The following is a 13,258-nucleotide window of genomic DNA, read 5'->3' as shown; positions in this document are numbered from 1 at the left end:
CCTACCGCTTACTGTATATTCAGAATCGCGTCGTTTAGGAATTTTTCAAGTTGTTCTAAATGCAGTGACATGTATCCAGCGGCTGGTGATGCAGACGCATCCCGGCCGGCATAACGCAGATACAGGTTTTCACCAACACTGTGCAAAACGCGTCTCATGTGATGTTGACTGGAGTACCAAGCCCCTTGGTTCATCGGCTCTTCCTGACACCAGACAACGTCTTTCAGGTTTTTAAATGGTCGCAGAACTTCGAACAACCGATCCTCTGGGAACGGGTACAATTGCTCAATTCGAACAATCGCGACATTGTTGGCTTCTTCTTTAACTCGCTTATCGAGCAGATCGTAATAGACCTTACCTGAACAAAGCACAACGCGTTCAACGTTCAACGGATCGATGTCGGAGTTTGTTTCACCAATGACTGTTTCGAAGCGACCATTAGCCAGCTCTTCCAACGTAGAGACAGCGTCTTTGTGTCGCAACAGACTCTTCGGAGACATAACCACCAACGGTTTACGCAGATTGCGCATCGCCTGACGTCGAAGCATGTGGTAAACCTGAGCGGGTGTCGTCGGAGCGATAACCTGAATATTCTGCTCTGCGCACAGTTGCAGGTAACGTTCAAGGCGAGCCGATGAATGCTCCGGTCCCTGGCCTTCATAACCATGCGGTAACAACATTACTAAACCGCAGAGACGGCCCCATTTGTGCTCACCCGAGGTAATGAACTGGTCAATGACCACCTGAGCGCCATTTGCGAAATCGCCGAACTGCGCCTCCCATACCACCAGAGCGTTCGGCATCGTAGTCGCATAGCCATATTCAAAAGCCAGCACCGCTTCTTCAGACAAAAACGAGTCATAAATATCAAAGCGTGGCTGATCAGGTGAAAGATTTGCTAACGGAACCAGCGTACTGCCATCTTTTTGGTTATGCCAAACGGCGTGCCGATGCACGAACGTACCCCGACCAACATCCTGACCGGTAATCCGAACCGGATGCCCTTGCTGAATCAAGGTGGCATAAGCAAGTGTTTCTGCAAAACCCCAGTTCAAAGGCAGTGCGCCTTTGGCCATTTTAATGCGATCTTCGATGATTTTATTAACCTGCCGCTGCATTGGAAAGCTTTCCGGCGGCGTATTAATCTCGATCGCAAGTTCCTGCAGAGCTTTGAGATCGGATGATGTATCGTGGTCATCAACAACCGGTTGATTCAGATACGGCGTCCAGTCAACAAACAACTCTTTGTTTGGTTCTTTCACCAATGACTTCGCAACATGTTCTCCGCTTTCAAGGGCAGCACGATAGTCATCCGTAATCTGCTTAATATCAGCACGAGACAAAAATCCCTGCTCTTCCAGACTGTTGCAATAGAGCTCGAAAGTGGTCTTATGCTTGCGAATGGTCTGATACATCATCGGCTGTGTCATCGCCGGCTCATCGGCCTCGTTATGGCCCCGGCGGCGATAACAAACCAGATCAATGACCACATCACGCTTAAACTGTTGACGATAATCGGCCGCCAGCTGCGTTACAAAAACCACCGCCTCCGGGTCGTCTCCGTTCACGTGAAAGATCGGTGCCTGAACCATTTTTGCAATGTCAGTACAGTACTCAGTCGAGCGCGCATCGTCCTGACGTGACGTCGTAAAACCAACCTGATTGTTGATAATAATATGAACGGTACCGCCTGTGCCGTAGGCGCGGGTCTGCGACATCTGGAAGGTTTCCATGACAACGCCCTGACCTGCAAACGCGGCATCGCCGTGGATGCTGACTGGCACAACCAGATCGCCTTGACTGTCTTTTCGACGATCCTGACGAGCTCGTACCGAGCCTTCTACAACCGGTGAAGCAATTTCGAGATGTGATGGGTTAAACGCCAACGCCAGGTGTAACTCGCCACCGCTGGTCATCACATTTGATGAGAAGCCCTGGTGGTATTTAACGTCACCCGAGCCACTGTCAAGAAACGACTTACCTTCAAACTCTTCGAACAGTTCAGCAGGGTTCTTACCGAGAATATTGACCAGCATATTCAACCGGCCACGGTGGGCCATGCCAATAACGATCTCTTTAGCACCGTAAGAACCGCTGCGCTGAATCAGTTCATCCATCAATGGAATTAACGACTCACCACCTTCAAGACCAAATCGCTTGGTTCCGGGGTACTTAGATCCCAGATACTTCTCCATACCTTCAGCAGCAGCCAGGCGTTCCAGAATGTGCTTACGGGCATCTGCGGAATAGTCCGGTTTTGATCGAACGGATTCCATACGCTGTTCAATCCAACGCCGCTCAGCCGTGTTCACAATATGGGTGAACTCTGCGCCCACGGAAGAACAATAAGTTTCGTTCAGTGCTGCAACGATCTCTTTTAACGGCGCTTCTTTTTTGCCGATATAGAGGTTAGCGCACTGAAAAACGGTATCCATATCCGCTTCGGTCAGGCCATGGTATTTCAGATCCAGATCCGGAACGGGCTTTCTGGGTTCGAGATTCAGCGGATCCAAAGCCGCCCGCTGATGACCACGGAATCGATAAGCGGTTGCGAGTTGATGGACACGGACCTGCTTGCGTTCATGGTCCGTCACAATGGAAGGTGCCAGGGTATCCGCAGAGACCTTAGCGGTTTTGCCCATCAACAGATAATGATCACGTACCGGTTTATGCGGGGTATCGGTGGTGACTTCTTCATTAATACTGGGGAGTTTGTCAAAGACAGAGCGCCACTGCTCAGGAACGGAATTAGGGTCAGCCAGATAGGCTTCATACATCTCATCGAGATACGTCTGGTTGCCACCTGAAAAATGAGAAGACAACCATTGTTCTTCCATGGAGGCGTTTTGCATTCGTTATTCCTACACGCTTGGCCGTCCCAAGAGGGCCGGCAGTCTGTTAAATATGTAAGAAAGAGCGGACTCGCCGCTCTTTCTTAATCGCTCTTAAGTTGCACTGCTTAACAGCATAGACCGGATATGCCCGATTGCCCGGGTTGGGTTCAAGCCTTTCGGACAAACACTGACACAGTTCATAATGCCACGGCAACGGAACACACTGAAAGGGTCATCCAATTGAGCGAGGCGATCTTCTGTTGCCGTATCCCGGCTATCCGCCAGAAAACGATACGCCTGCAGCAAACCGGCCGGGCCAATGAACTTATCCGGGTTCCACCAGAACGATGGGCAGGATGTGGAACAGCAAGCACAAAGAATGCACTCGTACAGTCCATCCAGCTTTTCTCGTTCTTCAGGTGATTGCAAACGCTCAATGGCCGGGGCTGGTGTGTCATTAATCAGGTACGGCTGGACCTTCTCATATTGTTTATAGAAGGTAGACATATCGATCACGAGGTCGCGAATCACCGGCAGACCGGGCAACGGGCGCAACACCAGTTTTGCGTCCGCCCCACCCACATCAGACAAAGACGTAATACAGGCAAGACCATTGGTTCCGTTGATGTTCATACCATCGGAGCCGCAGACACCTTCGCGACAGGAACGACGATAGGACAACGTCGGATCCTGCTCTTTCAACAGGTTCAGCACATCCAACACCATCAGGTCTTTACCGGATGGGATTTCCACGTCGTAATCCTGCATGTAAGGCCGCTTATCTACCTCAGGATTGAAACGATAAACACTGACTTTCATTCTTCAATCTCCTCAGTAGGTTCGGACTTTTGGCTGGAATGCATCCATGGTCTTCGGTGCAAAGTTCACACCTCGCTTGGATACGGATTTATCGACCGGGCTGTAGAGTGAGTGACACAACCAATTTTCATCATCTCGCTCTTCATAGTCGTATCGGGCATGCGCGCCTCGGCTTTCGGTTCGCTCGTCTGCAGAAACCGCCGTCGCTTCAGCAACTTCCATCAGGTTAGCCAGTTCGAGTGCCTCAATTCGAGCCGTGTTAAACGACTTAGAATGGTCCGCAAGCACCACGTTGTCCACGCGCTGACGGATTTCTTCAAGCTTCTTACGACCTTCAGCCATTTTCTCACCCTCGCGGAAAACCCCGAAATAGAGCTGCATGGTGTTTTGCAGATCGCGTTTAACGTCGGCGACCGCTTCACCAGACTTACGGCTGTCAAGTGCAGACAAACGGGACATGGCCGACTCAATATCAGACTCTGACGGCGCTTTGCTTTCAAAGCCCTGACGCAGTGATTCTTCGATCTGCATACCTGCCGCACGGCCAAAGACGACCAGGTCAAGCAGTGAGTTACCGCCCAGACGGTTGGCACCATGCACAGAAACACAAGCTGCTTCACCGCAGGCATAAAGGCCTTCGATGATCTGATCTTTGCCGTTGGCGTCTTGCATAATGGCCTGACCACCGACATTCGTTGGAATACCGCCCATCATGTAGTGACAGGTTGGCACCACCGGAATCGGTTCTTTTGCAGGATCGACATGCGCAAATGTTTTTGACAGTTCCATAATGCCCGGTAGACGAGACTGGAGCAGCTCTTCACCGAGGTGATCAAGCTTCAGGAAGACATGATCGGCTTCTTCACCGCCCCCGCGACCCTCTAGGATTTCCATGACCATTGAACGGGCAACCACGTCACGACCTGCCAAGTCTTTAGCATTAGGTGCGTAACGCTCCATAAACCGCTCACCATCTTTATTAATGAGGTAACCCCCCTCACCCCGGCACCCTTCTGTGACCAGGGTACCTGCACCATAAATGCCGGTTGGGTGGAACTGCCACATTTCCATATCCTGGACCGGGAACCCAGCACGTAACGCCATGCCGATACCGTCACCGGTATTGATCAGAGCGTTGGTGGTAGACGCATAGATCCGACCAGCGCCACCCGTTGCCAATACAGTGGCTTTTGAACGGATATAAACGACATCGCCGGTTTCGATTTCAATGGCAATGACGCCAACGACCGCGTTATCGCTGTTTTTAACCAGATCGACCGCGTACCACTCATTCAGGAAAGAAGTTCCTGCTTTAATATTGCCCTGGTAAAGCGTATGCAGTAGTGCGTGCCCAGTACGGTCCGCCGCTGCGCAGGTCCGAGCGGCCTGACCGCCTTCACCAAAATTCTTAGACTGACCACCAAAAGGACGCTGATAGATACGACCTTCTTCGGTCCGGGAGAATGGCAAGCCCATATGATCCAATTCAAACACAGCCTGCGGGCCGACTGAGCACATATACTCAATCGCGTCCTGATCACCGATGTAATCAGAGCCTTTTACTGTGTCGTACATGTGCCAGCGCCAATCATCATTTGGATCATCACTTGCGATTGCGCAGGTAATCCCGCCTTGAGCCGAAACGGTGTGAGAACGAGTTGGAAATACTTTCGAAACTACCGCTGTGTTCAGCCCGGACTCAGCCAACTGCAACGCTGAGCGCAGACCGGCACCACCGCCACCAACAACGATGGCATCAAATGTCATGGTTTTCATGTTAGCCATTCTTCAAACACCCCAAACCGCTGAAAAGCCGATAATAAAGTAGGAAAAGTTCGTCAATGCGATCACACCCAGTACGATAAAACGACTCCAGGCGTTTTTAACGTAGTCTGTCGCTACGGTCCACATACCCACCCAGATATGCGCTACCAGCGCTACCAAAGCCGCTAAGGTATAAATCTTAAACCAGAACTGACCAAAGAGACCTTGCCACTGCTCAAACGTCAAATCAGAGCTAGCCAGCAGATAGACCACCATAAAAACCGCATAAGAGCCCAAAATCACAGCTGAAACACGCTGTGCGAGCCAATCCATCAGACCACTTCGTGAAAAACTCGTAATACTTTTTACCATACCCAGACTCCTACCAAGACAATGCCGATCGCAGACAACACCAGAACCACCTTCGAAGCGACAGGCCCGGTTTCCTTGGTTTCAAAATATCCAGCATCCATAAACAAATGCTTGATACCAGCGATCAGGTGATAAACAACAAAGGAGACAATGCCCCAGGTGATGAACTTGGCGAACCAATGACTCATCACACCTTGCACCTGCCTGAACCCTTCCGCAGATTCAAGACTGGTGGACAACGCCCACAAAAGGAAACCCACAGCGACGAACAAACCCACACCGGTAACCCGGTGAGTAATCGAGGCAATGGCCGTCACTGGCATACGAATCGTCGTAAGATCGAGATTTACAGGTCGATTATTTTTCACGGCAGTAGTCTCTTTTTCTTATGCTTCCCCACGCGGGGGTGAATTTGGAAGAGACGGGCTGAAACGCCCACCTCATGAAGCGACGAGGATTATAGGCACCGGCTTTTATAATTACAATTAATAACAAGCACAACTTTAGCAGTATGAAAAGTGGTTGAAGTCAACAACTGGCTGTGTTTGGACAACTTTTTCGTAATATTCCTACGAAATGGACATCAATTGTACTTTCGACTGAGAGACGATGGTCGCAGACAGGCAAATCTAACGCCAAATTGACTTTCACTTCCAAAACTCTATAGTGATCCGCAAAATCGCTCATCCTTATAATACAGACAACCCCGAGCGACATACCGTCTAACCTTTTTGCGTCGTCTGTGGTGGCGCTGAACCCTGCATATAGAGAGGAGACCTCATGGCCGATAAAATCGCCAAGCTGGTCATAGAAGGACATGACCCGATCGAACTGCCTGTACACTCAGGTACACTAGGTCCGGATGTGATTGACGTACGATCGCTGACATCGGAAGGATTTTTCACCTACGACCCAGGCTTTATGTCGACCGCCTCGTGTGATTCTGAAATCACGTACATAGACGGCGCCAAAGGCATTTTGCTGCATCGTGGCTACCCCATTGATCAACTGGCCAACCAATGCGATTACCTGGATGTATGTTATCTGTTGCTGCACGGTGAGCTGCCAACCGAAGCCCAGAAGAAAGAGTTTGATCACATCATCATGCACCACACTATGGTGCACGAACAGCTGCACGACTTTTTCTCTGGCTTCCGTCGTGATTCTCACCCCATGGCTATCATGGTTGGTGTCGTTGGCGCACTGTCGGCCTTCTATCACGATTCACTCGATATCACGAATGAGAAGCACCGCGAAGTCGCCGCACATCGCCTGATCTCAAAAATGCCGACCCTAGCTGCGATGGCTTACAAGTACTCTATTGGACAGCCATTTGTTTATCCACGTAACGACCTGTCCTACGGCGGCAACTTCCTGCACATGATGTTCAGCAATCCTTGCGAGCAGTATGAGGTCAGTCCGACGCTGGCACGCGCCATGGATAAGATTTTCATTCTTCATGCTGATCATGAACAGAATGCTTCAACCTCAACCGTCCGCCTGGCGGGCTCTTCGGGCGCCAACCCATTTGCCTGTATCGCCTCAGGCATTGCGGCCCTGTGGGGACCTGCGCATGGAGGTGCTAACGAAGCGGTATTAAACATGCTGGCGGAAATTGGCGACGAAGCGAACATCGATGAGTTCATAGCGCGCGCTAAAGACAAGAATGACCCATTCCGGCTGATGGGATTCGGTCATCGCGTGTATAAGAACTACGATCCACGCGCCAAGGTCATGAAAGAAACCGCCGACGAAGTCCTTGCAGAGCTCGGCATTCACAACGATCCCCTGCTGAAGATTGCCGCAAGACTGGAAAAAATCGCCCTGGAAGACCCTTACTTCGTCGAGAAGAAGCTCTATCCTAACGTCGATTTTTACTCTGGCATTATCTTTAAAGCGCTGGGCATTCCGACTGAAATGTTCACCGTTCTGTTTGCGGTTGGCCGTACACCAGGCTGGATTGCCCACTGGAAAGAAATGATTTCCGGGCCGTACCGAATCGGTCGACCTCGCCAGCTCTACACTGGCCACGAGCAACGTGACCTCAAGAAGTAACACCAGAAACCGGCCTCTAGGCCGGTTTTTTTAGCCCTGCAGACGACAGTATCTGCTGATATTCCTGAAAACGTGCTGCATCGTTGTTACCGCCACTAATGACACTGACCACACGTTCTGCGCAATCCAACTCCAGATGCTTCAAAGCAGCAAAGCTTAATGCACCTGAAGGCTCGACCACCATCCCATAGTCATTATTTAATTGATAGATAGCCTCAACAATATCGACCCGACTGACCACCACAACATCGTCCAGCAATGACTGACATATGCTGAAGCCTAACACTCCGGGCGTATCTACGGCGGTACCATCGGCGAATGTGTCTATGTTCCTGAATGTCGAGCGCTGGCCTTGATTCAGCGATTGACGCATCGCCTCAGCACCTTCGGCCTCAACGCCTACGATCCGAACATTTGGAGCTATAGACTTCAAAGCGACACACACACCTGCGGCTAACCCACCGCCCCCGACAGGCACCAGTACGGTATCTGGCGCTTTTTTTAACGCACTGACCAGCTCAACGCCCAGGGTTCCCTGACCAGCGACGACATCTTTATCATCAAACGGATGAATAAATGACAAGTCATGAGTCTGAGCATAGGCTACGGATTCGCGGTAGCAATCGTCGAAATTTTCACCAGAAATAACCACTTTTATCCAGGCCCCGCCTATATAACGGACTTGTTCAACCTTCTGTTTGGGTGTGTTTTTTGGTAAAAAAACTACACCTTGGCTGTTTAATAACCGACAAGAAAAAGCAAAACCTTGCGCATGATTTCCAGCGCTTGCGCAAACAACCCGTCGAAGTTGGCCATTGTTTTTAAGAACCAGGAGTTTGTTCAGCGCCCCACGGACTTTGAAGGATCTTACCGGTGTCAAATCTTCCCGCTTGAACCAAATATCAGCACCAAGCTTCTCGCTAAGTCGAGGGATTCGTTGCAATGGTGTCTGATCAAGGTAAGGCGCGAGACGGATTCGGGCCTGATTGATAGCAGAAAGAGTGACATCAGTTGTAGACAGGCTTGTAAAACCAGGATCGCAATAACACATGGGCTGAACTCCAAACTTAGAACCCGCCGATAGCCACGTCGTTCAACGCACGCAATTATCGGTCAGTGGCTCTGTTTGCCAAACCCACGAATCCATAAAAAAACCCGCCGGTTTGGCGGGTTTTGGACAAATAAACGCTGACCCACCATTCACTATGGAATGATGATCATAATGTTTTGGTCAGCGAATCGATTTGTCATTGAAATACTCTCTATTTAACGATGCAAACTCTATCTGAGTTTCCCTCGCTTGTTAAGGTTTAACTGCTTTTCTTTTTGGTAGCGGCTTTTTTCGGTTTGCTCTTTGCCTTGGCTTTCGCCTTAGCTTTCGGCTTTTCTGTGACATTCCACTGCCCGTTATCAAACCACGCAGACCAACCCGAAGCCTTCCCCTCGCTGGTTTCCGACATCACATACTGTTCTTTGGTCTTACGGCTGAAACGAATGACCGTTGGGTTGCCCTGTGAATCTTCCGTCGGCGCGTCACATAGGTACTGGTATTTCTCGGGCAGCTCTTTCCGATGTGGCACCAGTTCAGCAACAAGCGGTGGCCGGGTTTCACGGTTTTTCGGAAACTGACTGGCGGCCAAAAACATGCCTGCCGCACCATCACGCAATACATAAGTATCATCGACTTTACGACATTGCAGCTCAGGCATTGGAATCGGATCCATTTTTGGCGGTGCGGCTTCGCCATTTCGGAGCAGTTTACGCGTGTTCTTACACTCGTCGTTAGTACAGCCAAAGTACTTGCCAAAGCGCCCGGTTTTCAATTGCATTTCAGACCCACACTTATCACATTCAAGTGTCGGACCTTCATAGCCTTTGATCTTAAACTCGCCACGTTCGATCTTAAAACCGCTGCATTGCGGGTTGTTCCCGCAGACATGCAACTTACGACCTTCGTCAATCAGATAGCTGTCCATCGCGGTGCCGCAGATATCGCAGCGTTCTTTTTGACGAAGCTGATTCACTTCGGCTTCATCATCGTCATCGGCCGAGATCGCTTCGTCACCGGGTACCAGATTTAACGTACCTTTACAGCGCTCTTTCGGCGGCAGGTTATAACCGGAGCAACCTAAAAACACGCCAGTCGTCCCGGTCCGTATCATCATTGGACGCGAACAGGTTGGACATTGAATATCGGTTAAGGTCGGCTCATTTGGCTTCATACCGCCCTCTTCGGCAGGAGCTTCGGCCTTATCCAATTGATCCAGAAACTGCTTATAGAAACGGTTTAAGACATCTTTCCAGTTTTTATCACCATCAGCAATGTCATCCAGGTTTTCTTCTAGCTGTGCCGTAAACTGGTATTGCATTAAATCGGCAAAAGACTGGTTCAGACGCTCGGTGACAATATCGCCCATTTTTTCAGCATAAAACCGCCGACTTTCCAGGCGGACATAACCGCGGTCCTGAATCGTTGAAATAATGCTCGCATAGGTTGAAGGCCGGCCAATGCCAAGCTTTTCCAGCTCTTTAACCAATGAAGCTTCGGTAAACCGTGCCACGGGCTTAGTAAAGTGCTGTTTCGGATCGAGCTTATCCAGGCTGAGCTTGTCACCGACTTTTAAGTCAGGCAGCTCAACAACGTCATCACGCTGACCGGGACGCATCACCCGCGTAAAGCCATCAAATACCAACACACGGCCCTTGGCTTTCAGCTCGTACTCGTTGGTTTCGATACTGAGGGTCGTACTCTTATATTTGGCCGGCGTCATCTGACAGGCCACAAATCGCTGCCAGATCAACTCATACAAGCGCTGGGCATCCCGCTCCATGTCCGACAGCGAAGCGCTCTTACGCTTCACATCAGAGGGGCGGATGGCTTCGTGAGCTTCCTGCGCCCCTTCCCGACTGCCATAGACATTTGGTTTTTCCGGGAGGTATTTGGCGCCATATTGCTGTTCGATAAAATCGCGTGCTGAACTCACGGCCTCTGCACTGAGGTTAGTCGAGTCTGTACGCATATAGGTGATGTGCCCGGCTTCATACAGCCGTTGCGCCATCATCATTGTTTTCTTAACACTGAAGCCTAAACGGGTACTGGCAGCCTGCTGCAAAGTTGAAGTAATGAACGGTGCTGCAGGACGAGAGCTGGTCGGTTTATCTTCACGGTTCGCGATCTGATAGCTGGCATTCTGCAGCGCTTGAACATGCGCGTCCGATTCCTGCTTGTTAACCGGACGATATTTATTGTCTTGATGCTTGGTGACTTCAAATCGCACCGAGCCACGATCCGAAGTCAGATCGGCATGCAGATCCCAGAACTCTTCCGGAACAAATGCCCGGATTTCACGCTCACGTTCGACAATCAGCTTCACTGCCACAGATTGAACGCGCCCGGCAGACAAACCGCGTGCGACTTTGGCCCAAAGCAATGGCGAGACCATAAAACCAACAACACGATCGAGGAAACGTCGCGCCTGTTGAGCATTTACCCGGTTAAGATCCAGCTCACCGGGCTCCTCAAAGGCCTCGTTAATCGCTTTCTTGGTGATTTCATTAAACACCACACGTCGATATTTTTCCGGCACCTGACCGATGGTTTCCTGCAGGTGCCAGGCAATGGCTTCTCCCTCACGGTCCAAATCCGTTGCGAGATAAATCTGATCGGCGTCTTTGGCCAGGCGGCGTAACTCATCGACCACCTTCTCTTTACCAGGCAGAATCTGGTAGTTGGCCGCCCAGTCGTGAGCGGGGTCGATCCCCATGCGGGTCACCAGCTGTTCCTGGGCTTTCTTCTTTTTATAGACTGCCTTTTCTTCGGGAGACATTTTGCGGGTCAGCGCAGCCTGCTTCGCACGCGCTTTGGGATCGACGGGCTTGTTTTGACCACTGGTAGGCAAATCTCGGATATGACCCACGGATGACTTCACGATATAATCCGAGCCGAGATATTTGTTAATGGTTTTCGCCTTGGCCGGCGACTCCACAATAACCAGTGATTTTCCCATGCGCTATAATTCCGCCATTAATGTCTTTTTATATAAGTAACCCAGCTATGCGTATTCCGCAAGCCGGCAAGGGTATATAGAAAGAATTCTTCACGTCAAGAAAGAATACACATTCAGGGTGATTTCCATGTCTTTTTGGGCATTCATCGCAGTACTTGTAATTATGGGCATCATGTTTGGTGGTCTTTATTTGTCCAAAATCGCGTCCAATCGCGAGCAGGAAATAATGGAACGTCGTCGAGCTGTCCGTAATTTGCGCACAGATCTCATTGATATTGATGAACTCATCGGCACCCTTCAGCTCTATGACAAAAACCCTGAACTGCTGGATACGATGGTGAATCAAATGAAAAGTATTCTGCACAGGGGGCTGCAGTTACTTCCTGATGACGAGTCATTGAAGCAGGATATGGATGGCATTGAAGCACGTCGACAAATGATCCAAAAACTACAGGAAGAACCTGAAGAGCCCGAAGTTCCTGAATCTGACCGACAGATCTATCTGATTAAAAAACACTTTGGTCGAACCATTAAAATGCTCCGGCAGTTACAATCAGCTGGTGATTTAAATGAACTCGATATGAGCCAACATCAAACCCGACTGACGCGACAAAGCCTGATGTTGGAAGTTAAAGCCTATGAACAGCATGGGCGAAACGCAAAGAAACAAGGTGATATCAGCAGCGCGGCAAACTTTTTTAAGCACGCTAAAGACCTGATTATGCATACGGACCTGAAGTTCGACGGTAAAACTGAAGAAATTAAAAAAATCTCACGGGAAATTTCAAATCTGTACGTCACTCTCCCCGAAGACGAAGATCCGACATCAGGGTGAAGTACAATCGCCGCCTCGAAATTCACCGTCCTTGAAAGCGAAGACATAAAAAACCCACCAAGCTTTGGTGGGTTTTTGTTTAAGTAGCAATCTCAAGCGAAGGTATCAGACACGCTCGATAATAGTACTGATGCCCTGACCCAGCCCGATACACATGGTCGCAAGACCGAACTGTGCGTCTTTCTGTTCAAGTACATTTAACAGCGTGCCGGTAATCCGTGCACCTGAACATCCGAATGGATGACCCAATGCGATGGCACCACCGTGGATGTTAACGTGATCGTCCATGCGATCCATCAGCTTCAGATCTTTTAACACGGGCAATGCCTGCGCCGCGAAAGCTTCGTTGAGCTCGACATAATCGATATCATTAATGCCCATGCCGAGTTTCTTCAATGCTTTCTGAGTCGCCGGAACGGGTCCATACCCCATAATAGAAGGGTCAACACCGGCCAAGGCCATTGATCGTACAACCGCGCGAGGTTTCAAACCAAGTTCTTTCGCCTTCTTATGAGACATCACCAACATCGCTGAAGCACCGTCAGTGATCTGCGAAGAGGTGCCCGCGGTCA

10 protein-coding genes are annotated in these 13,258 nt (G+C 50.1%); 2 read left to right on the top strand and 8 right to left on the bottom strand.

All coding sequences use genetic code 11. The features are described from left to right. Nucleotides 1–8: 8 nt before the first annotated feature. The 5 genes from MED297_RS06315 to sdhC form a co-directional block, all read right to left on the bottom strand. Entirely contained in the window at nt 9–2,852 is a 2,844-nt protein-coding gene (locus MED297_RS06315) for a 2-oxoglutarate dehydrogenase E1 component (protein ID WP_008043321.1), read from the bottom strand. A 93-nt stretch (nt 2,853–2,945) separates the two neighbouring features. Then, the gene (locus MED297_RS06310; protein WP_008043320.1) at nt 2,946–3,653 is read right to left on the bottom strand and encodes a succinate dehydrogenase iron-sulfur subunit; all 708 of its coding nucleotides are present in this window, start codon (nt 3,651–3,653) and stop codon (nt 2,946–2,948) included. Nucleotides 3,654–3,665: 12 nt separating this feature from the next. Then, on the bottom strand, nt 3,666–5,438 hold the full coding sequence (gene sdhA, locus MED297_RS06305) for a succinate dehydrogenase flavoprotein subunit (RefSeq protein WP_040556705.1): 1,773 nt from the start codon (nt 5,436–5,438) through the stop codon (nt 3,666–3,668). A 3-nt stretch (nt 5,439–5,441) separates the two neighbouring features. After that, nucleotides 5,442–5,789: a succinate dehydrogenase, hydrophobic membrane anchor protein gene (sdhD, locus tag MED297_RS06300; protein WP_040556703.1), complete on the bottom strand. Its 348-nt coding sequence runs from the start codon at nt 5,787–5,789 to the stop codon at nt 5,442–5,444. Further along, entirely contained in the window at nt 5,783–6,157 is a 375-nt protein-coding gene (gene sdhC / locus MED297_RS06295) for a succinate dehydrogenase, cytochrome b556 subunit (RefSeq protein WP_008043317.1), read from the bottom strand. The genes sdhD and sdhC overlap by 7 nt, the downstream gene beginning before the upstream one ends. Before the next feature lie 412 nt (nt 6,158–6,569). On the opposite strand from sdhC, the gene gltA reads away from it, so the two are divergent. Further along, nucleotides 6,570–7,844 carry a citrate synthase gene (gene gltA, locus MED297_RS06290; protein ID WP_008043316.1) on the top strand — a complete coding sequence of 425 codons (1,275 nt, stop codon included), beginning with the start codon at nt 6,570–6,572 and terminating at the stop codon, nt 7,842–7,844. Between the two features lie 16 nt (nt 7,845–7,860). Here gltA and MED297_RS06285 read toward each other — a convergent pair whose 3' ends face one another. Next, nucleotides 7,861–8,895 (bottom strand): pyridoxal-phosphate dependent enzyme, encoded by a 1,035-nt coding sequence (locus tag MED297_RS06285; RefSeq protein ID WP_050762882.1) that lies wholly within the window; start codon nt 8,893–8,895, stop codon nt 7,861–7,863. Between the two features lie 259 nt (nt 8,896–9,154). Beyond that, nucleotides 9,155–11,851, bottom strand: a complete 2,697-nt coding sequence (topA, locus tag MED297_RS06280; RefSeq protein WP_008043313.1) for a type I DNA topoisomerase — start codon at nt 11,849–11,851, stop codon at nt 9,155–9,157. A 127-nt stretch (nt 11,852–11,978) separates the two neighbouring features. On the opposite strand from topA, the gene MED297_RS06275 reads away from it, so the two are divergent. Further along, nucleotides 11,979–12,686 carry a hypothetical protein gene (locus MED297_RS06275; RefSeq protein ID WP_008043312.1) on the top strand — a complete coding sequence of 236 codons (708 nt, stop codon included), beginning with the start codon at nt 11,979–11,981 and terminating at the stop codon, nt 12,684–12,686. A gap of 105 nt (nt 12,687–12,791) precedes the next feature. Here the strand turns inward: MED297_RS06275 and MED297_RS06270 are convergent. Continuing rightward, the coding region (locus MED297_RS06270) for an acetyl-CoA C-acyltransferase FadA (RefSeq protein WP_008043311.1) at nt 12,792–13,258 on the bottom strand (467 nt) is incomplete at its 5' end.

It is taken from the genome of Reinekea blandensis MED297 (assembly GCF_000153185.1).
Taxonomy (GTDB): Bacteria; Pseudomonadota; Gammaproteobacteria; order Pseudomonadales; family Natronospirillaceae; genus Reinekea; species Reinekea blandensis.
Note: the sequence above shows the minus strand (reverse complement) of the source record. Positions and strands in the feature narration are given on the sequence as shown.